This window comes from Mariluticola halotolerans, from assembly GCF_021611515.1.
Classification (GTDB): domain Bacteria; phylum Pseudomonadota; class Alphaproteobacteria; order Rhizobiales; family Devosiaceae; genus Mariluticola; species Mariluticola halotolerans.
Window position 1 is genome coordinate 2,964,128 of the sequence record NZ_CP090960.1, and the last position, 24,112, is coordinate 2,988,239.

23 protein-coding genes are annotated in these 24,112 nt (G+C 59.7%); 8 read left to right on the plus strand and 15 right to left on the minus strand.

Features of this window, described 5'->3' with window-relative positions:
• Nucleotides 1-8: 8 nt before the first annotated feature.
• The gene (locus L1P08_RS14155; protein WP_303617638.1) at nt 9-1,034 is read right to left on the minus strand and encodes an RluA family pseudouridine synthase; all 1,026 of its coding nucleotides are present in this window, start codon (nt 1,032-1,034) and stop codon (nt 9-11) included.
• On the opposite strand from L1P08_RS14155, the gene L1P08_RS14160 reads away from it, so the two are divergent.
• Complete coding sequence (locus tag L1P08_RS14160; protein ID WP_303617639.1) at nt 1,033-1,386, plus strand: hypothetical protein; 354 nt, start codon at nt 1,033-1,035, stop codon at nt 1,384-1,386. The genes L1P08_RS14155 and L1P08_RS14160 overlap by 2 nt on opposite strands.
• Nucleotides 1,387-1,409: 23 nt before the next feature.
• Here L1P08_RS14160 and L1P08_RS14165 read toward each other — a convergent pair whose 3' ends face one another.
• Nucleotides 1,410-2,432, minus strand: coding sequence for a coiled-coil domain-containing protein (locus tag L1P08_RS14165; protein WP_303617640.1), 1,023 nt, complete (start codon nt 2,430-2,432; stop codon nt 1,410-1,412).
• A gap of 162 nt (nt 2,433-2,594) precedes the next feature.
• Entirely contained in the window at nt 2,595-3,167 is a 573-nt protein-coding gene (locus L1P08_RS14170; RefSeq protein ID WP_303617641.1) for a DUF1134 domain-containing protein, read from the minus strand.
• Between the two features lie 197 nt (nt 3,168-3,364).
• Between L1P08_RS14170 and L1P08_RS14175 the strand changes: the two genes are divergently transcribed.
• From L1P08_RS14175 to L1P08_RS14185, 3 genes are all read left to right on the plus strand, one after another.
• Nucleotides 3,365-3,826: a YHS domain-containing (seleno)protein gene (locus tag L1P08_RS14175; RefSeq protein ID WP_303617642.1), complete on the plus strand. Its 462-nt coding sequence runs from the start codon at nt 3,365-3,367 to the stop codon at nt 3,824-3,826.
• A gap of 94 nt (nt 3,827-3,920) precedes the next feature.
• A complete protein-coding gene (locus L1P08_RS14180; RefSeq protein ID WP_303617643.1) occupies nt 3,921-4,592 on the plus strand; it encodes a histidine phosphotransferase family protein in 672 nt (223 codons plus the stop codon).
• Nucleotides 4,593-4,783: 191 nt separating this feature from the next.
• Nucleotides 4,784-5,146: a response regulator gene (locus tag L1P08_RS14185; protein ID WP_303619584.1), complete on the plus strand. Its 363-nt coding sequence runs from the start codon at nt 4,784-4,786 to the stop codon at nt 5,144-5,146.
• A gap of 52 nt (nt 5,147-5,198) precedes the next feature.
• On the opposite strand, the gene argC is transcribed toward L1P08_RS14185, so the two are convergent.
• From argC to ctrA, 3 genes are all read right to left on the minus strand, one after another.
• Entirely contained in the window at nt 5,199-6,146 is a 948-nt protein-coding gene (gene argC, locus L1P08_RS14190) for an N-acetyl-gamma-glutamyl-phosphate reductase (protein WP_303619585.1), read from the minus strand.
• A gap of 141 nt (nt 6,147-6,287) precedes the next feature.
• The gene (locus L1P08_RS14195) at nt 6,288-6,464 is read right to left on the minus strand and encodes a hypothetical protein (protein WP_303617644.1); all 177 of its coding nucleotides are present in this window, start codon (nt 6,462-6,464) and stop codon (nt 6,288-6,290) included.
• 180 nt (nt 6,465-6,644) lie between these two features.
• On the minus strand, nt 6,645-7,346 hold the full coding sequence (gene ctrA, locus L1P08_RS14200) for a response regulator transcription factor CtrA (RefSeq protein WP_303617645.1): 702 nt from the start codon (nt 7,344-7,346) through the stop codon (nt 6,645-6,647).
• 389 nt (nt 7,347-7,735) lie between these two features.
• Between ctrA and fliI the strand changes: the two genes are divergently transcribed.
• The 3 genes from fliI (at nt 7,736) to L1P08_RS14215 (ending at nt 11,998) form a co-directional block, all read left to right on the plus strand.
• Nucleotides 7,736-9,073: a flagellar protein export ATPase FliI gene (gene fliI, locus L1P08_RS14205; protein WP_303617646.1), complete on the plus strand. Its 1,338-nt coding sequence runs from the start codon at nt 7,736-7,738 to the stop codon at nt 9,071-9,073.
• Nucleotides 9,074-9,093: 20 nt separating this feature from the next.
• Entirely contained in the window at nt 9,094-9,504 is a 411-nt protein-coding gene (gene fliJ, locus L1P08_RS14210) for a flagellar export protein FliJ (protein ID WP_303617647.1), read from the plus strand.
• Between the two features lie 1,108 nt (nt 9,505-10,612).
• Nucleotides 10,613-11,998, plus strand: coding sequence for an L-serine ammonia-lyase (locus L1P08_RS14215; protein WP_303617648.1), 1,386 nt, complete (start codon nt 10,613-10,615; stop codon nt 11,996-11,998).
• A 260-nt stretch (nt 11,999-12,258) separates the two neighbouring features.
• Here L1P08_RS14215 and flhA read toward each other — a convergent pair whose 3' ends face one another.
• From flhA to L1P08_RS14260, 9 genes are all read right to left on the minus strand, one after another.
• Entirely contained in the window at nt 12,259-14,397 is a 2,139-nt protein-coding gene (flhA, locus tag L1P08_RS14220; RefSeq protein ID WP_303617649.1) for a flagellar biosynthesis protein FlhA, read from the minus strand.
• Nucleotides 14,398-14,446: 49 nt separating this feature from the next.
• Nucleotides 14,447-15,817: a sigma-54-dependent transcriptional regulator FlbD gene (gene flbD, locus L1P08_RS14225; RefSeq protein WP_303617650.1), complete on the minus strand. Its 1,371-nt coding sequence runs from the start codon at nt 15,815-15,817 to the stop codon at nt 14,447-14,449.
• Nucleotides 15,818-15,850: 33 nt separating this feature from the next.
• Nucleotides 15,851-16,138 (minus strand): flagellar motor switch protein FliN, encoded by a 288-nt coding sequence (fliN, locus tag L1P08_RS14230; RefSeq protein WP_438268472.1) that lies wholly within the window; start codon nt 16,136-16,138, stop codon nt 15,851-15,853.
• Between the two features lie 71 nt (nt 16,139-16,209).
• A complete protein-coding gene (locus tag L1P08_RS14235) occupies nt 16,210-16,851 on the minus strand; it encodes a FliH/SctL family protein (protein WP_303617651.1) in 642 nt (213 codons plus the stop codon).
• A 4-nt stretch (nt 16,852-16,855) separates the two neighbouring features.
• The gene (gene fliG, locus L1P08_RS14240; RefSeq protein ID WP_303619587.1) at nt 16,856-17,890 is read right to left on the minus strand and encodes a flagellar motor switch protein FliG; all 1,035 of its coding nucleotides are present in this window, start codon (nt 17,888-17,890) and stop codon (nt 16,856-16,858) included.
• A gap of 30 nt (nt 17,891-17,920) precedes the next feature.
• The gene (gene fliF, locus L1P08_RS14245) at nt 17,921-19,513 is read right to left on the minus strand and encodes a flagellar basal-body MS-ring/collar protein FliF (RefSeq protein WP_303617652.1); all 1,593 of its coding nucleotides are present in this window, start codon (nt 19,511-19,513) and stop codon (nt 17,921-17,923) included.
• A 372-nt stretch (nt 19,514-19,885) separates the two neighbouring features.
• Nucleotides 19,886-20,164 (minus strand): CtrA inhibitor SciP, encoded by a 279-nt coding sequence (sciP, locus tag L1P08_RS14250; protein WP_303617653.1) that lies wholly within the window; start codon nt 20,162-20,164, stop codon nt 19,886-19,888.
• 225 nt (nt 20,165-20,389) lie between these two features.
• Nucleotides 20,390-21,109, minus strand: coding sequence for a flagellar hook assembly protein FlgD (locus L1P08_RS14255; RefSeq protein ID WP_303617654.1), 720 nt, complete (start codon nt 21,107-21,109; stop codon nt 20,390-20,392).
• Between the two features lie 9 nt (nt 21,110-21,118).
• On the minus strand, nt 21,119-22,660 hold the full coding sequence (locus L1P08_RS14260; RefSeq protein ID WP_303617655.1) for a flagellar hook-length control protein FliK: 1,542 nt from the start codon (nt 22,658-22,660) through the stop codon (nt 21,119-21,121).
• Nucleotides 22,661-22,946: 286 nt separating this feature from the next.
• Between L1P08_RS14260 and mnmA the strand changes: the two genes are divergently transcribed.
• A complete protein-coding gene (mnmA, locus tag L1P08_RS14265; RefSeq protein WP_303619588.1) occupies nt 22,947-24,092 on the plus strand; it encodes a tRNA 2-thiouridine(34) synthase MnmA in 1,146 nt (381 codons plus the stop codon).
• Nucleotides 24,093-24,112: the final 20 nt, after the last annotated feature.

Genomic DNA, 24,112 nt, shown 5'->3' on the forward strand with positions numbered 1-24,112 from the left:
AATTATGCTCAACGTGGTTTTTTCTGGGCGAGGTCATAAGGCGTAAGCGCTTCTTCCAACAGAGCCATATCGGTGGGGAGCGGCGCTTCAAAGCGCATTTCCTCGTGGGTTCTGGGATGTTCAAAACCCAGTAATGCGGCGTGCAGGGCCTGACGGCCAAGACCGTTGACCCGATGACGGAGATTGTCGGGCAGGCGGTTGGCCTTGGTGGCAAAGCCGGGCGCATAAAGCTGGTCGGCAACCAGGGGATGGCCAATATGGGCCATATGGACGCGAATCTGGTGAGTGCGGCCTGTTTCCAGCCGGCATTCAAGCCGGGTAATGTCCCAACCCTCGCCGCCATAGCGGTTTTTCGCCTCATAATGGGTGATGGCGACCCGGCCATCCTTGCGCACGGCCTGTTTCAGCCGGGCATTGGCGTCGCGCCCAAGCGGCGCGTTGACGGTGCCGGTATGGCTTTCGGTGCGGCCCCAGGCGAAGGCGATATAGGCGCGTTCGAGCGGGCCGGTGCGGCCGTGATCTGCGAACTGGGCGGCGAGGCGGTTGAGCGCCTTTTCGGTTTTGGCTGCCACCATGACGCCTGAGGTGTCCTTATCGAGACGATGGACAATGCCGGGACGTTTGACGCCGCCAATGCCGACAAGACTGGCACCGCAATGATGGATCAGTGCGTTGACCAGTGTGCCCGAGGGGGAGCCGGGCGCGGGATGGACGACGAGACCAACGGGTTTGTTGATGACGATGAGATAATCATCCTCATAAAGAATATCGAGCGCGATATTCTCCGGCTGTGGCTCGGGATCTTCCGGTTCAGGCGCATCGAGGACCAGTAAATCCTCTTCTTTAACCTTGTATTTGGGCTCACTTACGGTCACGCCATTGACGGAGACCGCGCCACCAAGGATAAGGTCCTTGATCCGGTTTCGGCTTAGATCGGCATGCAGACGCGCCAAAACGGCGTCCAGCCTGCCGCCAGCCGATGTCGCGTCGACCGCATAGTGCACAATGTTATCTTCAGTGGGGCTATCCTGCATGTCCAGTTCCGAGCCCTCTCAGGCCGATAATTCAGAGACTATTTCTCCCGACGCCGCCGCCGTTATCACGCGGGCACGCCGGTCTTTTGCGATTTCCATTGCCCTGCTGGTATTCGGCTTTGCGGCAGTGGCAGTGGCCCTTGTCTATCGTACCGGCGGGAAAGAAGAAACTCCCGTTGCAAGTTATGCGGCCGGTGTGCTGGCCGTACCTGCGGGCGCGACCATTATTTCGGCAGTGCCCAGCGAGGGCATGTTTGCTGTTGCCTATGAAATCGCCGGCAAGAACCGGCTACGGCTGATTGATGGAACGACCGGCGCTATCATTCGCGACGTGGATTTCGTCAGCGAATAAACGCGTCAGCCCTTGAACGGGCCCTAGCTATTGGCGTGGAGATTGCGGAAGGCGGCCATTCTGTCGGAGACGGATGTGCCGCCGACGGCCTGTGTTGTGGTTTTGTTTGAGGGCGTTGCCTTGGGCAAAGCCTCGGTTTCAAGGCTGTCGCCGGCAAATTTGCGAATTCGGTCGAACAGGCTTTCTTCTGTATCCTTGGCAATGTCGCTATCGGTTGCATAGACAAGATGGCTGACCGCTGAGGCGATATCGCCCAGCTGGTCGCGCAGGGCGGGCTTGTCGGCATTGCCGTTTTCCCAGTCGCGCCGGATGGATTTTTCGACATTGGTAATGCGTGAGTGCAGGTCTTCAAGCGCGTCCTGTTGCGAGAGGTGTTCGGCAAGGGACAGCGGGGCACCGGATGGGGTGACGCTTTCGGGCTCTGCTTCCTCAAGCAGGGCATCGAGATGGCTGCCCGCGCTGGTGATGCGTGAATAGGCTTCGTCGATACCATCGAGCGTGTCGAATGTGTCGCGATCGGAAAAGCTGAGGGCGTCTCGGATCGAGGCAATGGCGCTTTTCGGGGATTTCTCGACCGTCTCAGCGCTATTTTGTACCGGCGTACGGGCGGCCAGCTCTGCCAGTTCGCGGTCGCGGCCGCGCAATTGCTGGGCAAGATCGGCAACTTCGCGTTCCAGCTCGTGCATGCGGGCGGTTGCCGCCTCATGACGGGTTGCAAGCTCGTTATGAATGCTTTCAAACCGGTCGCGCTCGGCAATGGCGATGGCGGCATCGCTGCGGGCGGTGTTGAGTTCGCCCAATTGCTCGGTGAGGCGGGTGCGCAGGGTTTCGATATTGCGTTCGAGCCGGCGTGAGGTGAGGGCAAATTCGGCGCGCAACTGATCCTTGTCGGCCCGGAATTCCGCCATGGTGATGGGGGTGGCAGCTTCGATGCGTTTTTTGGTCAGGCGGACGGCGCGCTTCCAGACCGATGGCAGGACGATGAGCGCAAAAAGGCTGGCAATCAGAAAGCCCAGCGCAAAATACATCATGCTTTCAATGGCCATGGCCAAATTACCCGGACGTGCCGGCCTCGCTACCTGTTCATTCCCCAGAATGGCAGGAATTCCCTGCCATTGCCAATTTTAGCACCCGTTATGCTTACTGCAAATGGGGGATGCCCGGAAAGCCTGCAAGCGGTTTTTGTTTTCGGGCGGATGGTGCGGTCCCTAGAACGGATTCCAGGTCGGTTCCTGGGTGAATTTCAGGTAGCCGACATTGACACCCAGACGTGCGCCGATGCCCGAACGGATGGGGACGATATAGATATTGTTGTATTTCATCGCCGTCATGCCCAGGCCGCCAACGATATAGGCGGAACCATCGACACCGGGATAGCGGCCAAAAATGGATTCCACGGCCGGCAGGTTATAGACCAGCATCATCACCCGGCTGCCATCGCCACCGAAATCGAAGCCAATGCTGGGGCCCTGCCAATAAATGGCGCGTTCACCGGCATTGCGGGTGTACATGGTGCCTTCGCCATAACGTGCGCCGGCAAACAGGGCGGCAGAGCCTTCCTGACCGAGCACATAGGCATTGGGGAGACCGAACTGGGACACGGCGCGCTCGACCAGCGAGGCGAGACCCTGGGCGACTTCGCCGAAGAATTCATTGCCGGTTTGAACCAGTTCGTCAGCGGAATAGGTTTCGGAGACCGCACCTGCCTGCGCCATGGCTGTGGCCGGGGCCGCAATAGCGGTGAGGGCGAAAAATAGAATGAAGCCGAGGCGTTTGAACATTTCGGGATATTCTCCGTGCTTTCGATCGAAAATCCGATGGGCGGAAGCGGCTGTTTACAAAGGCATTACCAATTGCGGCTAGCCTCACAAAGGTGACCTGAATCAGGTACCTGGTAAACGCGGCGATGATGCGGCAAATCTGTAAACAAATCTTAACCATTGGACGCTGCCGGCAAGTCTTTTTTGCGGGCCTTGCAATGGCTTGCCTTGTTGTCCCGACCACAAGCATGCCGGCGCTGGCCGCGACCGCCTCGCTCTCCGGAGCGATTGTGGTTGACCCGTTATCGGGTGTGGCGATGGGCGGATATGACCCGGTCTCGTATTTCACCGAGGAAGAACCGGCCGCGGGCCGGCCCGAATTTGAATATGACTGGCGCGGGGTGCCCTGGTATTTTGCCAATGCGGCCAATCGCGATGTGTTTGTGCGGTCGCCGGAAAGCTATGCGCCGCAATTTGGCGGCTACGGGCTGATGGGGCTGGCGCGCGGCTATCTGTCGGAGGGCAATCCGCGCGTATTTGAAATTCTGGCGGGGCGGTTGTTCCTGTTCTATTCATCCTCGAACAAGGATGCTTTTCTTTTGTCGCAGAAAGCCTCTTATGAAAGCGCCAGGCGGAACTGGGAATTGCTTGCGCCGACGCTTTCGGCAGCGGGCAAATAGGCGGAAAACCGGTTGTTGCCCGCTTGCGGGGAACCGGTAAAATGCGCTGCTAAACGAGTTGATTCTACTTTCCTGTCTAAATGGAGACCTTTGCATGGCCGATCTGATCGAGCTGGAAGCCAATGACCTCGCGGCGATGCTGTGTTCGCGGGTTTGCCATGACCTGATCAACCCGGTGGGGGCGGTGAATAACGGGCTGCAGACGCTGGCGGATCCGGCCCAGGCCTCGATGGCTGATTTTGCCCGCGAGATGGTGGCCAATGCGGCACAGCAGGCGCAGGCCAAGCTGGAATATGCCCGGCTGGCCTTTGGCGCCTCATCGATGGCGGGCACCGAATTTGACACACGCGAATGCGAGCGTGTGGGGCAGATTTTGTTTGCGATTGAAAAGGCGGATCTGGAATGGACGCTGCCGCCGATGTTCCTGCCCAAGAACAAGGCCAAGATGTTGATGAATATGCTGCTTATTGCTTCGGGCGCGGTGCCGCGCGGGGGCAAGATCGTGGCGAGCATCAGCGGTGAACCGGGGCAGGAAACCCTGACACTGGTGGCCACGAGCGACCCGGAAAAAAAGCAGAAAACCCTGATGCCGATGGGTGTTGAGGAAATGCTGGCGGGGAACCCGGAAGAGGGCGTGGACGCGCGCGGCATTCAGCATTTTTATACCGGCCTGCTGGCGCGAATGAACAAGATGGACCTCTCGATCAAGCTGGAGGACAGCGTGCTGACCTTTACGGCTTCGCCAAAGGCGGATGAAAAAGCCTAGCTGATTTTTGGGTTGAAACGGGTATGCGGCGCATCTGATGCCGCATGCTAACGAATCGTACGCTTTTTTGCTGGATAATGAATATCGGCTGCCGCGGAATTTTGGCGGTGATGCCGGTTTGGTTTATTGAAGGATGTTGAATTGTGACGCAGTTTGACGTGGGGGAGGCCTCGGGCGCGGGCCAGCAGGCAATGCGGACCTGCCTCGTGGTGGACGATTCCAGCATTGTACGTAAAGTTGCCCGCCGGATTCTCGAGGACATGGATTTTGTCGTCGATGAGGCCGAAGACGGGCAGGAAGCCTATGACAAGTGCCGGGCGAATATGCCGGATTCCATTCTTCTGGACTGGCAGATGCCGATCAAGTCGGGGCTGGATTTTCTGCGTGAATTGCGCGGATACGAGGGGGGCGAGCTGCCGAAAGTGGTGTTCTGCACCACCGAGAATGATGTGGGGCATATCGCCATGGCGCTGAAACTGGGCGCCAATGAATATATTCTCAAGCCGTTTGACCGGGATATTCTTGAGAGCAAGTTTCTCGGTCTCTGGGCCTGATCCCAGCGCCTTGACGCTGAAATCGTATTATTTTCAATGAGTTGTGCGTGCCTTAGCCTTTGGTGAGGCCGGTGCTTTCATCCATGCCTGTCATCAGGTTCAGGTTTTGCACGGCTGCGCCGGATGCGCCCTTGCCCAGATTGTCATAGACGCTGAGCAGTATCACCTGACCGGTTTCATCATTGGCACAGACATGCAGGTGCAGGCTGTTGGTGCCGTTGAGCACTTCCGGGGTGATCTCGGTTGAGCGTTCAAGCGCGATGAGCGGGGCGACCTTGACGAAAGTGCTGTTGGCATAGCGTTCGGCCAGCACAGCGTGGATATCGGCGCCGGTGGGTTCGTCCTCGAGCGCCCAGAGCTGCAGGGGCACGGCACCGATCATGCCTTGGGCATAACGGCCAACGGCCGGCTGGAAGACAGGCTGATGCACAATGCCGGCATAGCTGAGCATTTCAGGCAGATGCTTGTGCTCAAGGGTGAGGCCATAGGGCAGATAGGGCGGCATGGTGGAGCCCTCCGCCTCGAAATCGGCAATCATCGCCTTGCCGCCGCCGGAATAGCCGGAGATGGCATTATAGGTCAGCGGGAAATCGGCGGGCAGCAGCCCGGCCTCGATGAGCGGGCGCACGCTGGCGATAAAGCCTTGCGGATAGCAGCCGGGATTGGAGACGAAGCGCGCCCTGGCGATGGCATCGGCCTGACCGGGGGCCATTTCGGCAAAACCATAGGTCCAGCCATCGGCGACCCGATGGGCGCTGGAGGCATCAATGACCCGGGTTTTGGGATTGTCGAGCCAGGCCACGGCTTCCTTGGCGGCGGCATCGGGCAGGCACAGGATGACGATATCGGCGCTGTTGAGCGCCGTTTTGCGCGCGTCCGCGTCCTTGCGCCGGGCATCATCGAGCTGGATGAGGCTGATATCGGCGCGGTTTTCCAGCCGCTCGCGGATTTGCAGGCCGGTGGTGCCGGCTTCGCCGTCGATGAAAACCTGTGTGGTCATGGTCGCCATGTCTTTCGTCATATGTGTGCGCTGAAGGCTATACACGCGTTTGCCGGGCTTGTCATTTTGCCGCGCACAAAAAACCGGCCCCGCGCGTTCAGGCCGCGGGGCCGGTTTCAAAAGATCGGTTGGGGCCGCGGCTTATTCGCCGAAAGCGCTCTTGTAGCTATAGGCGGGAAGGTCTTCACGGCGCAGGCCGCGGGCTGCAAGGGCCGCGTCGCTCTGCTGGGAGAGGCGTGAATAGGTCGCCTGGGCCTTGCGGGCGCGACCGATGTCGCCAAAGAAATCTGCGATAGCATGGATTGGGTGGTGGGACATGACAACTCCTGAACGTTTTCGAATTTCGTGAGTTTAATCTGGCCCTTAGCGTGGCTTTGCACAAGGCACGTTCCTGCATGCAAGGCATGCGCCTGGGGCATGGTTCAGGATTGACAAAAAGCCCCGCGTTTGTGACGCGGGGCCTTTTTGTCATGCTGGTACTCAAGCGGTGAAAGCCGGTCAGGCGCTTTCGGAGAGTTCCGCTTCATCCGGTTCGCGCAGCACATAGCCGCGGCCCCAGACGGTTTCGATGTAGTTCTTGCCGCCGGTTGCAACTGAAAGCTTCTTGCGCAGCTTGCAGATGAAGACGTCGATAATCTTGAGCTCGGGTTCGTCCATGCCGCCATAAAGGTGGTTGAGGAACATTTCCTTGGTGAGCGTCGTGCCCTTGCGAAGCGATAGCAGCTCCAGCATCTGGTATTCCTTGCCCGTCAGGTGGACGCGCTGGCCGCCGACTTCCACGGTCTTGGTGTCGAGATTGACACTCAGATCGCCGGTATTGATGACCGACTGGGCATGGCCCTTGGAGCGGCGCACAATGGCGTGGATACGCGCAACCAGCTCATCCTTGTGGAAGGGCTTGGTCATGTAATCGTCGGCGCCGAAGCCGAGACCGCGTACCTTGTCCTCAATGCCGGCGAGGCCGGACAGAATGAGAATTGGTGTCTGGACCTTAGCAACGCGCAAGGTGCGCAATACTTCATATCCGCTCATATCAGGCAGATTCAGGTCCAGAAGAATAATGTCATAGTCGTACAACTTGCCGAGATCGACGCCTTCTTCACCGAGATCGGTGGTGTAAACGTTGAAACTCTCAGACTTGAGCATCAGTTCGATGCTCTGAGCCGTTGCGCTGTCATCCTCTATAAGGAGTACCCGCATGTTAATCCCCTTAACTTCGTTCCTTGCTGGAACCCCAAGTGCGTTCCATGCGTGAGCGCACCCAAATCCAACCCTACTGGATATGATTCGACCCTAATTTGAATTAGTTAACAAAGTTTATTTGTCCAAGGCAATACGCGAGCCTGTAAAGGTTACGTATGTATTATGTCATTGAAATCGTTGAATAAAGTAGGTACAGTTTTCTTAAAGCTTAAGGTTAATAAAGGGTGTCAACCGACTCTTTAGACTCGGTGAAATGCAACTGGTGCTGTTGGGGGAGGGGGTGAACGGGCACCCACAAAAAAAGTTACCCGAAGCTTAATAATTACCCAATTTAGCTTAATGACTGGTTACCGTTGGTCCACGATTCGAGGAAAGGGGTCCTTTAGGTGAAGTCGCTGATTTCGGAAATCGATGCCATTGACGAGATCGAGGTGTTCGGCCGGGTGAAATCGGTGCAGGGCCTGCTGCTTGAAGTGGTGGGGCCGGTGCGCGAGTTGCGCGTTGGCGGCAGGGTCGCGATTGAAATTCCGGGGGATGCGCCGCTCGACTGTGAGATCATCGGGTTTCGCGACGGTCATGCGCTTTGTCTGCCATTCGGATCGATCACCGGCGTCAGACTGGGGTGCAAGGCGATCTTTTCCAGCCATGACGGTGCCGCCTATCCCTCGCAAGGGTGGCTGGGGCGGGTGGTCAATGCCAACGGCGAGGCCGTGGACGGCAAGGGTGCCGTGCCCCGGGGTGCCCGCGCCTATCCCCTTAAAGAGACGCCCCTTGCGGCGCACGACCGCGTGCGGGTGGGGGAGCCGATTGATCTGGGGGTCAGGGCGCTCAATACCTTTACCACTGTGTGTGACGGGCAGCGGCTCGGCATCTTTGCCGGCTCGGGCGTTGGCAAGTCGGTTCTGATGTCGATGCTGGCGATGAATACCGATGTGGATGTGGCCATTATCGGGCTGATCGGCGAGCGCGGGCGCGAAGTGAAGGAATTCATCACCGATTATCTGGGTGAAGAGGGCATCAAGAAAGCCATTGTGGTGGTGGCCACTTCAGACGAAAGCGCCCTGATGCGGCGACAGGCGGCCTATCTGACGCTGACGCTGGCCGAGTTTTTCCGCGACCAGGGCAAGCGGGTTCTGTGCATGATGGACAGCCTGACCCGGTTTGCCATGGCCCAGCGCGAGATTGGCCTCGCCATTGGCGAGCCGCCCACCGCCAAGGGCTATCCGCCAACCGTGTTCACGGAATTGCCGAGATTGCTGGAAAGAGCGGGCCCCGGGCTGGAAAATTCGGGCTCTGTTACCGGTCTGTTTACCGTTTTGGTGGAAGGTGATGATCACAATGAGCCAATTGCGGATGCTGTGCGTGGCATTCTAGACGGGCACATTGTAATGGAACGGGGCATTGCGGAGCGGGGCAGATATCCGGCGGTCAATGTGCTTCGATCTATCTCACGTACCATGCCCGGGTGCGTGCCGGAAGATTTTCGTCCGGTGCTCAGGCGTGCACGTGAACTGTTGTCGGTTTTTGCCGACATGGAGGAACTGATCCGTTTGGGGGCATACCGTAAAGGGTCAGATCCAACGGTGGACCGCGCGATTGCGATCAACCCGGAGCTGGAGGCGTTTTTGAGCCAGCAAAGGGAAGAGCGGACAACGATTGAAGAGGGCTATGCAATGCTCGAAGCGATTGTTGCCAAAGCAGACGCAGCGGAACCGAAGACTTGAGTGTGTAAGGAGTACAAGTCATGAAATCGCGTAGCGAGAGCCTTATCCGGCTCAAGAAATTTCAAGTTGATGAGAAGCGCCGCCAGGTGGCGCAGATCGAACTGATGGTTGCCGATTTCGAACGCATGGCGTCCGAACTCGATCAGCAAATTGATATCGAGCACCAGAAGACCGGCATTTCGGATATGGCCCATTTCGCCTATTCAACCTTTGCCAAGGCAGCGATTACCCGCCGCGACAATCTGCTGGCATCGGCCAATGACATGCGCCAGAAGCTGGAAGCGGCACAGGATGCGCTGGCTGAAGCGCTGGAAGACCTCAAAAAGGTTGAACTGCTGGATCAGCGCGAGCACCGGCGCGAGCTGGCGGCGGAAGCCAAGATTGAGCAAGAAGAATATGACGAGATTGCACGCATCCGCCATATGCGCTGAGCCGTTTCCTTACACATGTTGAATTCGGCAAGAACGGGTCCGCAAGGGCCCGTTTCTTTTTGGGGCGGGATTCATCCTTCGTCATTGCGCGCGCCAAAGGTGCGCGGGAATCCAGCGGCGAGGCGTGCAATTTGCAAACTATCATATGGCCCCGATTGCCCTATTCCTCCAATCGTCATACTCGGGCTTGACCCGAGTACCCATGCGATATTGCTGCGCTTCAGGTAGGCGTGGGGTGGCTTTGTCCGGCCCTCTGCCGGTGTGGATGGTGGGTCATGGGCCCTCGGGTCGAGCCCGAGGGTGACGACAGGGGGAAGAGGGGGCGACGTGGCCTCACCTCGGGCCTGGGCTTGCCCCCATCCTCATCCTGAGCCTGTCGAAGGATGGGCGGCACGCTCAGAGCTGAAACCCTTATGGTTCGACAGGCTCACCATGAGGGTTTGGGACCGCCCATTGCGTCCAGTTCATTCTCCTTCTTGCCCGGACTTGATCCGGGTATCGTATGGACCCTCGGGTCAAACCCGAGGGAGAAGGTGGGGGATGGTCGCGGTGGCCTGTTGCGATTCCTGCCCTAAGGGGCGCAGCTGAGCCTGCGGCTTATCCCCTTTTTCCCTCCCCTTGATGGGGAGGGTGGCCCGGCGAAGCCGGGTCGGGTGGGGTGGAGCCACAAGTTCGGTATTGATGGATGGCTTGCAGAGTCTTTCTTTGGCCCTGTCGGGCCGACCCCCACCCTTGATCCCTCCCCACAAGGGGGAGGGAGAAGAAGGGGCCGCACGGCAATCCCCTTTTCAATCTCTCTGGCGTCATTTCGCGCGGCAAGGCCGCGTGGGAATCCAGAGCCGCATTGCCCCCCTGAAATTATAAAGGCCGGTGTCACCTTGTCGGTGCACCGGCCTTTCAAGCCTCCCTGGCTTTGTTGGACACACCATAGCGCGGCCAGGCCCCGGAACCGTTAACAGCGGGGGCCTGGCAGAGAGAACCGATGGGCAGGGTGAACGGGAGCTTGCTGTTCAGGGTAACCAAATGATTGCCGGCCATCTGGCTGACAAGAGGCCTATTGACCCGCATCGCGGGGGCAAGGACACTCGGTAAAAGCCGGGAGGGGCCAATGTTTGTCAGCGTGTTCGATATCTTCAAGATCAGTGTGGGACCATCCTCTTCGCATACGATGGGGCCGATGTTGGCGGCATCTGGATTTGCCGAGCTGGTGCAGGCGCAATGGCGGGCGGAATTCGCCGAGTGCGCGATCTGCTGCCGGCTCTATGGCTCGCTGGCTTATACCGGGGTTGGGCATGGCACCCATGCTGCCGTGCTGGCGGGGTGGCTGGGGTTTGTGCCCGAGACATTTGACCCCGAGGCGGCGCATAAAGCGGTTGAAGCGATGCAGGCTGAGGGCGCGCTGAGGCTTGCAAACGGGCAGAACCTGCGGTTTGAAGCCGACAAGGCGATTATTGCCGACCGCGAAACGCGCCTGCCGCTGCACCCCAATGGCATGCGATTTGAACTGCAGGACAAGGCCGGCGAACCGGTGTTTGGCGAGACCTATTATTCTGTTGGCGGTGGCTTTGTGCTGACCGAGGCGGAGATGGGCACACGTGACAGCGTGGTGCTTGCCGATGACGATGTGCCCTATCCGTTTGCCAATGCGGATGAAATGCTGGCGATGGGGGAGAAATCGGGCCTTGGCATTTCGGCAATGAAGCGGGCCAATGAAACGGCGCGGCAAGAGGCCGAGCAGGTGGATGCGCGCCTGTTGCATGTGTGGGAGGTGATGGACCGGTCGATTGCGCGCGGGTTGATGGGTGAGGGCGAATTGCCCGGCGGGCTGAAAGTGCAACGGCGGGCGCGCGGCGTGGCGGAACGGATGCGGGCGGCCACGGGCCATAATGATGCGCCGCTGCATACGGCGGTGGACTGGCTTTCAGCCTATGCCATGGCGGTAAATGAAGAGAACGCGATGGGTGGCCAGGTGGTGACCGCGCCGACCAATGGGGCGGCCGGGGTGATCCCGGCGGTTATTCGCTATTATCTCGACCATGTGCCCGGCGCGGACCGGGCGCAGGTGCCCGAAATGCTGCTGACGGCTTCGGCGATTGGCGGGCTGATCAAGTTCAATGCCTCGATATCCGGGGCGGAAGTGGGCTGTCAGGGGGAGGTTGGATCAGCCTCGGCCATGGCAGCGGCGGCGCTTTGCTGTGCCTTGGGGGGCAGCAATGCGCAGATTGAAAATGCGGCAGAGATTGCGCTTGAACATCATTTGGGGATGACGTGCGATCCGATACGCGGGCTGGTGCAGGTGCCGTGCATTGAACGCAATGGCATGGGGGCGGTGAAGGCGGTGGCTGCCGCATCGCTGGCGCTGGCGGGGGACGGGCGGCACATTGTGTCGCTGGATGCGTGTATCGAGACCATGCGCCAGACCGGGCGCGACATGGATGAGCGCTACAAGGAAACCTCGCTGGCGGGGCTGAGCGTCAGCGTGCCAGAATGCTGATGGCCCGGCCATTCTGGTGATTTGCCGCATGGCGCTGGTTTAGGGGCGGGTGGTTTTGGAGCGCGGTCTCCATCCTTCGACAGGCTCAGGATGAGGGCGGTGGGGGTGCTGGATGAGGCGGTGGGGCGCGCTGAATGATCGTGCGTATCCATGTCTTGCGAGGTGCTGCGCTGTCTCATGGGCCCTCGGGTCAAGCCCGAGGGTGACGATATGGGGGAGAGGGCATAACGGCTTGGGGGAGAGCGGGCGAGGCTGGAATGCTAGACCGCGCCGATTGTGCGCAGGCGCACGCGGGGGTGGACTTCGTTCTGGCTCATGACCACGGTTTGCGGGCGGAACCGCTCGATGATGGCGCGGACATGGGGGCGAATGGAGGGCGAGGTGATGAGCACCGGGATTTCGCCCATTTGCGCGGCATTTTCGAAGGCGGTCTGAATTGAGGAAATGAATTCCTGCAGTTTTGAGGGGGCCATGGCGAGGTGGCGATTTGTGCCATCGCCGACCATGGCTTCAGCGAAACTGCGCTCCCACTGGGGGGAAAGGGTGAGCAGGGGCAGGGTATTGTCCTGGCTCATATTGGCGGCGCATAGCTGGCGGGCCAGCCGCGTGCGGACGTGCTCGGCAATTGCCTGGGGCGAGAGATTTTGCCCGGCAACTTCGGCAATGCCTTCGAGGATGGTGGGCAGATCGCGGATGGAGATGCGTTCGCTCAAAAGCGATTGCAGGGTGCGCTGAATGCCGGAGACGGAAATCTGGCCGGGGACCAGATCCTCGACCAGTTTTTGCTGATCGCCATCGAGCCCCTTGAGCAGACCCTGCACATTGGCATAGCTGAGCAGATCGGAAACATTGGCCTTGAGCACTTCGGTCAGATGGGTCGAGATGACGGTTGAGGGATCGATGATCGAGAGACCCTTGAGTTCCGCTTCATCGCGCAGGGCCGGTTCGATCCATGTGGCGGGCAGACCGAAAGTTGGTTCATTGGTGCGCTGGCCGGGCAGGTCAATGGGCCGGCCTGCCGGATCCATGACCATGAGGTGATTGGCATGGACCACGCCTTCGCCCGCCTCAACTTCCTTGATCTTGACGATATAGGTGTTGGGCTCGAGCTGCATATTATCGAGAATGCGCACCGGCGGCATGACAAAGCCGAGATCGACGGCGAGCTGGCGGCGCAATGCCTTGATCTGCTCGGTCAGCCGGTCGGATGCGCCGTTTTCGCCACGCACCAGCGCCAGAAGCCCATAGCCGAGTTCGAGTTTCAACTCGTCGATCTTGAGGCTGTCGGTGATCGGCGCTTCGGCAGGGGGACGGGCCGCGTCGGCGATTTTCTCGGCGGCTTCGTTTTCCTGTTCCTGGGCTTTGGCTTCCTTTTGGCGCGTGGAGCGGAAGGCGATGAAGCCGGCGCCGCCCGCAAGGGCCAGGAAGGGCAGGATGGGCATGCCGGGCACGAAAGCGAGAAGCACCATGACGGCGGCGGACATGCCAAGGGCGCGCGGATAATCGGTGAACTGTTTGGCCAGGGCCTGATCGGCGCTGCCGACAACGCCTGCCTTGGAGACAAGAAGGCCGGCGGCTGTGGAGACGATCAGCGACGGGATCTGGCTGACGAGGCCATCGCCCACGGTGAGAAGGGTATAATTGTTGGCGGCTTCGCCAAAGCTCAAACCCTGCTGGCCGACGCCGATAATGATGCCGCCGATAATGTTGATGAAGGTGATCAACAGGCCGGCAATAGCATCGCCGCGCACGAATTTTGAGGCACCGTCCATGGCCCCGAAAAAGGTGCTTTCGTCTTCCAGTTCCTTGCGGCGGGCGCGGGCTTCGGCTTCCTCGATGAGGCCGGCGCTGAGATCGGCATCGATGGCCATCTGCTTGCCGGGCATGGCGTCGAGCGTGAAGCGCGCTGCGACTTCAGCGATACGGCCGGAGCCTTTGGTGATGACCACGAAATTGACGATGATCAGGATGCCGAAGACGACAACGCCGATGACGAAATTGCCGCGCATGACGAAATTGCCGAACGCCTCGATGACGTGACCGGCCGCGGCGGTGCCGGTGTGGCCATCGGAGAGAATGAGCCGGGTGGAGGCGAGATTGAGCGCCAGGCGCATCATGGCCGCAATCAACAATACCGTCGGGAAGGCCGAGAATTCCAGCGCCTTGTGGATGAACAGCGCGGTCATCAGGATCAAAACGGAGAAAACGATCGACAGGGCCAAAAGAATATCGAGCGTCCATGCCGGCATGGGCAGGATCAGAACGATAATGATGCTCATCACGCCGATGGCCAGCCCGATATCTGGCTGGCGCAGCATGTCGATGACGGATTTGAAAGGCGAAGAGCTTACGCCGGGACCGGGCGGTGTCGCAGGACCTGTCTGGGTTGTGTCAGCCATGGACTGGACGCCATCCTTCTGCCGTTACGGCGCTCGTCACCACGCGGGCCTAAGCTGCGCTGTTGCGTTGTTCGCCGGGGTGCGGCACCGGGATGCCGTCATCGGTATAAAGGTTGAGCTTGTTGCGCAAGGTGCGGATCGAGATACCCAAGATATTCGCCGCATGGGTGCGGTTGCCAAGGCAGTGATCGAGGGTGTCGAGGATCAATTCGCGTTCCACATCGGCCACGGTACGGCCCACCATGGCGCGGGTCAGGGTTTCGGCGGTCTGGGCGACCTGGGCGGCGGCGGAGTTCTGGCGGGCGGCGTCGGCGAGGCCGGTGCCATCGGGCATGCGGATGGCGTCGGGCTCGATTGTCTCGGAACTGGAGAGCAGGACCGCGCGGTGGAGGGTGTTTTCCAGTTCGCGCACATTGCCCGGCCAGGGGGCCTGCATCAGCTCATTGCGGGCGGCATCGGACAGGATGCGTTTGCCGACCCCGTTGGCGGCGGCATATTTTTCGACGAAATGCTCGGACAGGGCGGCGATATCGCCGGGGCGTTCGCGCAAGGGGGGCAGGCGCAGATTGACCACGTTGAGGCGGAACAGCAAATCCTCGCGGAACGAGCCTTCCTTGACGGCCTCAGCAAGGTCGCGGTTGGAGGTGGCGAGGATGCGGATGTCGATGGCGACGGGCTTGGAGCCGCCGACGCGGTCGATCAGGCGTTCCTGAATGGCGCGCAGCAATTTGGCCTGCAGGCGCACATCCATTTCCGAGATTTCGTCGAGTAGCAGGGTGCCGCCTGTGGCTTCCTCGAACTTGCCGATGCGGCGGGCGACCGCGCCGGTGAAGGCGCCTTTTTCGTGACCGAAGAGTTCGGATTCGAGCAGGGCTTCGGGAATGGCGGCGCAGTTGATGGAGATGAAGGGCTTGCCGGCGCGCTTGGAACGGGCATGCAGATATTTGGCCATCACTTCCTTGCCGGTGCCGCTTTCGCCGGTGATCAGAACGCTCGCCTCTGAGGCGGCGATCTGGTCGGCGAGCTGGACGACCTTGGCCATGCTCGGATCGCGATAGAGCAGGTCTGTGCTTTCGCGGGCGACGGCGGCGATGACAGCGGCGATCAGCTCGGCATCGGGCGGCAGGGGGATATATTCCTTGGCCCCGGCGCGGATGGCGTTGACGGCGGCCGCGGCATTGGTTTCGGTGCCACAGGCGACAACGGGAATGTGGATGCGCTCGGCTTCAAGACTGGCGAGCAGCAGGGGGATGTCGATCATGACATCGACCAGGAGCAGGTCGGCACCCTTGCCGGCGCGCAAGGTGGCCAGCGCGATCTCGATGGAAGAGGCCTGGGCCACTTTGGCGCCGCCCTGCATGGCCAGTTTGGTCGCCTGTGTGAGTTGTCCCTCAAGCGCTCCGATGATCAATAGCCGCATTTGAGTATTCCTTTCATAGCCCCCAATGAAAGCCTACGAGGCTTTGATAATTTCAGTCATGGTCACGCCAAGCCGGTCTTCGACGAGCACAATTTCGCCGCGTGCGACCAGCCGGTCATTGACGTAAATATCGATGGCTTCGCCCACCTGCCGGTCGAGTTCGACCACGGTGCCGACATCCATTTTCAGCAGATTGGCCACCGGCATTTTGGTGCGGCCGAGTACAACGGAAATGCGCACGGGCACATCGAACACGGCTTCAAGGTCGGCGGCGGTCTTGTCGGCCACCGGGCCTTGCTGTTCCATTTCAGTCGCCGCCATTTCCTCAAAGCTGGGCATATCCCCTGCTTCAGGCATTTCCCCGACACCGCCGGGTACGTCCGGTTCGTCGCTCATTGTTCAGTCTCCTCGGCCAGGGTGACGCCATTGGCGCTCAAATAGCTGGCAATAGATTTGTCGATCTGTTCGGAAATGGTGCCGCTATCGCGCACAAGGCCGCCATCGACCCATTCGATGCGGCCGTCCCCCAAAGCGATCTCGGGTTCGCCCATGATCATCAGGCGGCCGGTAAAGCCGCTGGCGGCAATGCGCTTTTCGGCCGTCTCGCGGATGGCGTCAGCCAGATCGGGATGGCAGCGGATCACCAGATGCGGGGCATGTTCGAGTGAGGCCAGGCATTCGGTGATTAATGCTTCTAGTTCGGCGAGGGGTTCGCGCGCTACAAGATGGGTCGCCAGCTTTCCCCCGACAGCCTTGCCCAATTGTACGGCTTCGCCCAGATTTGCCTTGTGGATTTCATTGACGCTCGCCGTCAGGTTCACGGTTTGCTGGGCCAGCTTTTCGGTGGCAGCCAAAAGGGCTTGTTGCACACGGGCCAGTTCACTTTTCTGCCCTTCCGCATGACCTTGCGCATAACCCTCCTGCCGCGCCTCTTCCAGCAGGGCAGCGAGCTTGTCATTGGTGACCACGCGCGACTTCTCGCGGCGGTGGCTCATATCCAGATCAAAGGTGAATTTTGCGGGGGTTGCTGTCATGATATCAGGCAATCATCTCCTCGTCGCCCTTGCCCTTGGTAATAATGATTTCGCCGCGTGCGGCCATGTCCTTGGCGATGGAGACCATTTTGCCCTGCGCCTGATCGACGTCTTTAAGGCGCACTGGGCCCATGGCATCCATGTCGTCCTGCAGCATTTTTGAGGCGCGGGCGGACATGTTGCCAAAGAAGAATTCCTTGGCCGCATCGTTGGCACCCTTGAGGGCGAGGGCTGTGTCTTTCTTGTCCATGGCCTGCAACAGGGTCTGGATGGCCGAGGCTTCGAGACGGGTGAGGTCCTCGAAAGTGAACATGAGTTCCTTGATGCGCTCGGCGCTGTCTCGGCTGGCTTCTTCCAGCGAGGTCATGAAGCGGGCTTCGGTCTGGCGATCGAAGGAATTGAAGATTTCGGCCATTTGTTCATGGCTGTCGCGGCGCTGGGTGTGGGAGAGGGTGGACATGAATTCGGTGCGCAGGGTCGCCTCGATCTTTTCAAGGATTTCCTTTTGCACCGGATCCAGCCCCAGCATGCGCTGCACCACATCGAGCGCCAGCTCTTCGGGCAGTACGGCGAGCACGCGGCTGGCGTGATCGGTCGAAATCTTCGAGAGCACGACGGCGATGGTCTGCGGGTACTCGTTTTTCAGATAATTGGCGAGAATGTCTTCCTGAACATTGGAGAGCTTTTCCCACATGTTGCGCCCGGCGGGGCCGCGGATTTCTTCCATGATGACCTCGACCCGGTCAGCGGGCAGGAAGGACATCAGCAAACGTTCCGTGCTCTCGGTATTGCCTGAAAGCGCGCCATTGGAGGAAACAATGGTGACAAATTCGGCCAGCAGTTCGTCGAGCATTGCCTGGGTGATCGGGCCGAGGCCAACCATGGAGCGCGAGAGCTGACGGATTTCCATCTCGTCGAGTTCTTCCCAGATCGGCCGCCCATGATCGGGGCCAAGCGCGAGCAAGAGCACGGCTGCCTTTTCATTGCCTGAAAGTGCCCGGTGGTCGGCGTCTTCACCGACGACCAGTCCGGTCTGCATTGTTGTTGCAAGATCCCGTGCTGCCATGATCTAGGCCGCCGCTGACTGACCCAACCAGTCACGGACGACGAGTGTGGACTGTTTGGGATTTTCTTCAACGAGGGTGCCGACATCGCGCAGGGTTTCAATCTGGCTCTCGCCGAGCATTTTTGCCTGATCCATCCATTGCGGTTTGGCCGGTTTCTGTTCGGCAGGCGCTTCACTTGTCTGTTCCAGGGCGCCCGCGGGCACTTCTGCGGCGGTGGGCAGGGCCAGTGGTTCATTATCGGGTTCAAGCACACGCTTGACCAGCGGGCGGAGCACAAAGAACAGGAGGGCCAGCGAGATAATGAGGGTCACGGCCATAGAGGCGGCGCTCATCAAGTCATCGCGGGTGAAATCGAGGAGGCCCGGCGCGTCGGTGCCAAGACTTGCCAGTTCGGGGCGTTCGGCGAACTGCATGTTGACGACTTCAACCTGATCGCCACGGTCGGCCATGAAGCCGACGGCTGAGCGGACGAGGGCGTTGATCTGGTCGATTTCTTCGGCGGTGCGCGGTTCATAGGTGGCCGCGCCGCCGGCATCCTGGGTGTAGCGACCGTCAACGACCACGGCGACCGAGAGGCGCTTGATGCTGCCAGCTTCGCTGACCTCGGTCTGGGTGGTCTTGGAGATCTCGAAATTGGTGGTTTCTTCGGTGGTGGCGGATTGTTCGACCGAGGCACCATTATTGGCGTCGGCGGAAGCGCCGGGCAATTCATTGGCAACAGAGACCGACCCGTCCTGCGCGGGGCCCTTGGCATTGTTGGACAGTTCGCGGATTTGTGAGGAGCGCACGACCTGGCCATCGGGATCAAATGTTTCGGAGGTGCGGGTCAGCCGGTTCATGTCGATTTCGGCGCTGACCTGCACCCGGGCGCGGCCTGGGCCAAGCACGTTATTGAGCATGCTCTCAACGCGATTGCGCAGGCGGGTTTCAATGCCGAGGGTGCGTTCTTCCATCTGTCCGGCCATGGCGGTGATGTCATCTGCCCCGTCGCCACCAGAGGCGAGCAGGCGGCCCGCGTCATCAACGATGGAAACCCGGTTGGTGGTCAGGCCTTCGATAGCGGCAGCAACCAGATGCTGGATGGCCCGGATTTCGCCGGCGGACAATTCGCCCCGGACACCCAGAACGATGGATGCGGTTGGGTCCTTGCGTTCGCGGCGGAACAATTCGCGCTCGGGCAGGACAAGATGTACGCGGGCGGTCTTGATGCGGGCCAGCGAGGTGATGGTGCGGGCCAGTTCGCCTTCTAGGGCGCGCAATTGATTGATGTTTTGCACAAAGCTGGTGGCACCCAGCGTATTCTGCTGGTCAAAAATCTCGTAACCGACCTGACCACGTGTGGGCAGGCCGCTTTCGGCAAGGGTCATGCGCAATTGGGTAATCTGATCGCGGGTGACGAGAATGGTCGCCCCTTCGCTGCGCAATTCATAAGGCACATTGATGGATTGCAGCTCGCTGACGATTGCCGCGCTGTCATCAAAAGTCAGGTCAGTGTAAAGCGGCGCCATCTGCGGCGCTGAAAACCGAAATGTAATCAGGGCAAAAAAGCCCAGCAACATAATCGCAACAACGGCCATGGCCGCTATTCGCGCCATGCCCAAGCGATTTATGAGCCCCCAGATATTGTCCACACGCACACCCTGTATATTCGTCACTGTCCTGACCGCAAATCAGTCAGGTGCAACCAGGCAAAAATTACCTAGCAGGTGGTAAACAAGTTATTAACCAACCGTGCCAAATTGCGATGCGGCGGCAGAATATGCCCTATTGATGTAGGGGCTATTCGCCGGAAAAGCGGGAATTGTGGCGTATTTGAGAAAATCTGTATCTTTACGAATTGTTCATAGGCAGAAACCCGCTGACGCGGTTTAAGGCGCAGCGGGTACTGATTGGTGAGCCGGGTAACAGAAAAGAATGCTCAAACAGGACCGGCACCGCCTTGGGCGGCATGGCCTTGCTAAAACCTCTTAACCTTCTCGGTAATGCTGGATCCAGGTCGTTCTCAGACCTGCAAGCCCATGCTTGTCGATGGCTGCCTGCCAGTTGAGGAACTCGTCAACGCTAAGGGTATAGCGATCACAGGCTTCCTCAAGACTGAGCAGGCCACCGCGCACGGCAGCAACCACTTCGGCTTTACGCCGGATAACCCAGCGTTTGGTGTTGGTGGGGGGAAGGTCCGCAATAGTTAGCGGAGACCCATCCGGCCCGATGACATACTTAACGCGCGGACGCATTTGAACGGTCATTTTACTCTCTTACAAAACCTGACCATAGTGTGGGTACATTAGCCCCCCCGGCTTAAAATTTGCCTAAGGCAGTAGTTACAGGTGGTTAAGAGTTTGAAAGAGTGGGGCAAGGTTTGCGCAAACCTTGTATGCGCACGGGCTGTGATGCGGCGCGGCATATGAAAAAACCGGCGCCAGGAATGCCCTAACGCCGGTTGTTGCAAATCGTTTTGCGGGTCAGGCCGATCAGGCGTCGGCTGTATCTTCGCCGTCTGTGGCTGCCGGTGTGTTCGTGACCGAGAGCACTGAATCGAGATAGATGCGGGAGCCGTTGACCACCAGAACAGGCTCGCTGCCGGTCAGATCGACCATATCAACGACACCCTTGATCTGGGTGAGTACAGAGACAGGATTGCCAGTGGCATCCTTGGCATCGATGGTGATGGAATACTGGCCCTCATCAAAATCAAGGCCGCTTGCGTCCTTGCCATCCCATTCAAAATTACCCTGGCCGGCTTGCAGCGCCACGGACTGGGTGTGGACGATCTCGCCCTTGGCATTGCGGATGGTGACCTCGGCATTGGGCGCATCACGGGCGACAGTGTAGGTCCAGGAGGCATTACCGTCCTTCAGGGAAGAGACGGAACTGCCGGCAACGATGGTTTTGCCGATAAGATTGACGGCCTGGTTGGCCGCTGTGGCGGCGGCAACGCCATCATTCTGGGCACCCATGACCAGCGCTTCAAGGAACTCATTGGTCTTGAGCTGCTGCTCAACGCCGGTGAACTGAACCAATTGCTGGGTGAACTGGTTGGTGTCGAGTGGTTCAAGCGGGTTCTGGTTCTTGAGCTGGGTGGTGAGGATGCTCAGGAAGGTGTCGAAATTCTCCGCAATGGTCTGGCGGGAGCTGGACATCGCCGATTGCGTGGAAATGCCTGTTCCGCTGCCAATAGCACTGGTTGCCATATGAACCTCCTAGGCGAACATGTTGATACCGCCGGGAGAGGCCGTACCGCGATAGATCAGGGTTGAGGGAATGTCGGCCAGGGTGGCGTCATCCGACGCTGTGTCCTGTCCGAAAACGAGGTCGCGATCGCTGGCCCCGGGATAGTTCTGCTGGCCGTTCTGACCGGCAAAGGGGTTTTGCTTCAGCGAGAATTCGAGATTGGTGCGGCCGCCTTCAAGCCCGGCCTGTTGCAGGGCCCGCTCAAGCGCGCGGGAATCGCGCTGCAGGAGATCGAGGGTGTCGGCGCGCTCCACGGTGAGGCGGGCATGAACATTGCCGGCGCCATCCATGTGCATTTTCACATCGATCTTGCCCATTTCAGGCGGATCGAGCCGGATCTGGAAGCGGGAGCTGCCATCGCGCATCTGGCGGACCATCTCAAAGGCGATATGGGGCATGTTGAGATTGGGGGCCGGGGTCTGGTAGGCGGCGGTCATCGGTTTTAACGCCGCGGCGGCATCGAGCTGGGTGGTGCCAAGCTGGTTTGTGCTTTGGGCAACCAGCAGGGGATCTGCTGCGGTGTTTTGCGCCTGGGATGCGTTGGCGGCGGCGTTGGCATTTAGTGCGGCCATTGCGGCGGTTGTGGTGTCGGCGCGCTGCGGGATGGCTGCGGGCTTGTCCACATCGCCTTTGGCGCCTGTGGGCGCGGCCTCAATCTTTGGCATGCTGAGGCTGGTATCCCCATCATCCAGACCGGCTTGTGCAATTTGCAGGGCGGCATTGGTGCCCGGCTTGGCCGGGTCCGCAGCCTTGTCGCCGGTCTGTTTGTTGCCAAACAGCATGTTGACGGCATTGGCCAGTTCCGGATCGACATTTTTGGCGGCCGTCTGGGTGGCTGCTGGGGTGGTGGTTTGCTGGGTCTTTGGATCAGCCTGGGCGGCGAGGAGCTGCTGGGCGAGGTTTTGCAGTTTGCCCGACAGATCGGCAAGATCGGGCACGTCGGCGCTGTTGGTTGCCCTCTGGGCGACCGGGGTTGCCGGTGTGCCTGCATCGGCGAGATGGGTGGTCAGTGCGTTGAGTTTTGCCAGCAGCGCATCCATCGGGGTGGCGCCGGGCTGGGATGCGCCCGCGCCGGACTGGGCGGCAAGCAGACTGGTATTCACCTCGGCCCCGCCAGCTGCAGGGGCCGGGGTGTTGGTCAATTGCATCAAGGCGTCGATGGCGGTGGCGAGCTGATCCATTGTCTGGGGCGCGAGCGCGCCATTGGCCTCCAGCTCGATACCTGCCTGATCCAGCAGTTTGAACAGTTTGGCCAGATCCGTTTCTGACAGGCCTTCGGTTGTGGCCGGGGCTGGAGCGTTGCCTTGCAGCGCCAGAAGGGCTGCGTCAAAGCTCGCGGTGCCATTGGTGCCAGCCTGACCCTGCGGGCTGCCTGCCGGGGTGCTGGTCATGGCCATCAAAGTGGCGAGGAGGGAGCCGAACGGGTTGGTCTCGCCGGGACCGGTCACACTCGTGCCGGCCTTGCCCGCGGGAGCGGCCTGGCTGGACTGGCTGACAATGGTGATCGGCATATTCACTTCTTGAGACGCTTTCCGCAAAACAGACGCATTAATTCACACCCACCAATGCAAGTGCCTTGCCAGTTTGTGCGATTTTATAAAATAGCAATTAGATCAATGGTTTACGATGTCTGAGGTTTGATGCGGAGATGCTGATGGGGGCTGCAAGGCGGCACAAATGGCCGCTCGGGCGGCAAAAGCTGCCGGGGTTCGAGAGATATTGTGGGAAATGGATAAAGCAGGTAAAAGACCCCAAAATCCGCTGGCCCTTGACCCCACACGGATGAGTGAGAAAATGTTGAATACACTAGATATGACCAAGTCGCCTGCCGAGACGCGCATTGTTGTTGCGATGTCCGGGGGTGTTGACAGTTCCGTAGTTGCCGGCCTGTTGGCCCGTCAGGGTTATGAGGTGCTGGGGGTGACCCTGCAGCTTTATGATCATGGCGAGGCCTCCCACCGGAAAGGTGCGTGTTGTGCCGGGCAGGATATTGACGATGCCCGCCGTGTGGCCGCGTCGCTCGGCATTCCCCATTATGTGCTCGATTATGAAGAGCGCTTTCGCGAGAAGGTGATCGACCCGTTTGCGCAAAGCTATGCGGATGGCGAGACGCCGGTGCCGTGCATTGCCTGCAACCAGACGGTAAAGTTTGAAGACCTGATGACGGTTGCGCGCGAGCTGGGTGCCGATGCGCTGGCGACCGGGCATTATGTGCAGTCGAAACTGGTGGATGGACGCCGGGCGCTTTATCGCCCGGTCGATAGCGAGCGCGACCAGAGCTATTTCCTGTTTGCGACCACGCCGGACCAGCTGGACTTTTTGCGTTTTCCGCTGGGCGGCATGAGCAAGGCGGCGGTGCGCGAGCTGGCGCATGAAATGGGCCTTGAAGTGGCCGACAAGCATGACAGCCAGGACATTTGTTTTGTGCCGCAGGGCAAATATGCCGATGTGATCCGCCGCATGCACCCCGAAGCCGAACGCGAAGGCGATATCGTGCATCTCGACGGGCGCGTGCTGGGCCGGCACAAGGGCGTGATGCATTTCACCATCGGCCAGCGCCGGGGCCTTGGGATTGCCGCAGGCGAGCCGCTTTATGTGGTCAAGATTGATGCGCGGGCCAATCAGGTGATTGTGGGCGGCTATGAAGCGCTGAAAACCCATACCGTGCGCTTGCGCAATGTGAACTGGCTGGGCGAGGGCAAGCTGGAAGCGGTGGCGGCCGGCAACGGGCTTTCGGTTGAGGCCAAGGTGCGCTCGACCCGGGCGCCGCAGCCAGCGGTGATCCAGGTGCGTGACGGCGAAGTGTTTGCCACCCTGATTGCCGGCGAACACGGGATTTCGCCGGGCCAGGCCTGTGTGTTCTATGCCGATGGCGAGAACACTTCGGAAGTGCTGGGTGGTGGCTTTATTGCCGAGGCGGTGCCAGCCGCTTTTGCCGCCTGAGGCTTTTAACGCCTTAAACC

Bases quoted from the DNA above. Each gene is read 5' to 3' on its own strand.
- L1P08_RS14175 (WP_303617642.1), top strand. From the start codon at position 3,365: ATGGCTTGCCTTGTTGTCCCGACCACAAGCATGCCGGCGCTGGCCGCG.
- L1P08_RS14195 (WP_303617644.1), bottom strand. From the start codon at position 6,464: ATGTCCCACCACCCAATCCATGCTATCGCAGATTTCTTTGGCGACATC.
- L1P08_RS14255 (WP_303617654.1), bottom strand. From the start codon at position 21,109: ATGGCAACCAGTGCTATTGGCAGCGGAACAGGCATTTCCACGCAATCG.
- ctrA (WP_303617645.1), bottom strand. From the start codon at position 7,346: ATGCGGGTACTCCTTATAGAGGATGACAGCGCAACGGCTCAGAGCATC.
- L1P08_RS14170 (WP_303617641.1), bottom strand. From the start codon at position 3,167: ATGTTCAAACGCCTCGGCTTCATTCTATTTTTCGCCCTCACCGCTATT.
- fliG (WP_303619587.1), bottom strand. From the start codon at position 17,890: ATGCAGACCGGACTGGTCGTCGGTGAAGACGCCGACCACCGGGCACTT.
- L1P08_RS14165 (WP_303617640.1), bottom strand. From the start codon at position 2,432: ATGGCCATTGAAAGCATGATGTATTTTGCGCTGGGCTTTCTGATTGCC.
- L1P08_RS14180 (WP_303617643.1), top strand. From the start codon at position 3,921: ATGGCCGATCTGATCGAGCTGGAAGCCAATGACCTCGCGGCGATGCTG.
- fliN (WP_438268472.1), bottom strand. From the start codon at position 16,138: ATGGCGGCGACTGAAATGGAACAGCAAGGCCCGGTGGCCGACAAGACC.
- L1P08_RS14260 (WP_303617655.1), bottom strand. From the start codon at position 22,660: ATGCCGATCACCATTGTCAGCCAGTCCAGCCAGGCCGCTCCCGCGGGC.
- fliF (WP_303617652.1), bottom strand. From the start codon at position 19,513: ATGGCGCGAATAGCGGCCATGGCCGTTGTTGCGATTATGTTGCTGGGC.
- argC (WP_303619585.1), bottom strand. From the start codon at position 6,146: ATGACCACACAGGTTTTCATCGACGGCGAAGCCGGCACCACCGGCCTG.
- sciP (WP_303617653.1), bottom strand. From the start codon at position 20,164: ATGACCGTTCAAATGCGTCCGCGCGTTAAGTATGTCATCGGGCCGGAT.
- L1P08_RS14235 (WP_303617651.1), bottom strand. From the start codon at position 16,851: ATGACAGCAACCCCCGCAAAATTCACCTTTGATCTGGATATGAGCCAC.
- L1P08_RS14155 (WP_303617638.1), bottom strand. From the start codon at position 1,034: ATGCAGGATAGCCCCACTGAAGATAACATTGTGCACTATGCGGTCGAC.
- flbD (WP_303617650.1), bottom strand. From the start codon at position 15,817: ATGCGGCTATTGATCATCGGAGCGCTTGAGGGACAACTCACACAGGCG.
- L1P08_RS14215 (WP_303617648.1), top strand. From the start codon at position 10,613: ATGTTTGTCAGCGTGTTCGATATCTTCAAGATCAGTGTGGGACCATCC.
- fliJ (WP_303617647.1), top strand. From the start codon at position 9,094: ATGAAATCGCGTAGCGAGAGCCTTATCCGGCTCAAGAAATTTCAAGTT.
- L1P08_RS14185 (WP_303619584.1), top strand. From the start codon at position 4,784: ATGCGGACCTGCCTCGTGGTGGACGATTCCAGCATTGTACGTAAAGTT.
- flhA (WP_303617649.1), bottom strand. From the start codon at position 14,397: ATGGCTGACACAACCCAGACAGGTCCTGCGACACCGCCCGGTCCCGGC.
- L1P08_RS14160 (WP_303617639.1), top strand. From the start codon at position 1,033: ATGTCCAGTTCCGAGCCCTCTCAGGCCGATAATTCAGAGACTATTTCT.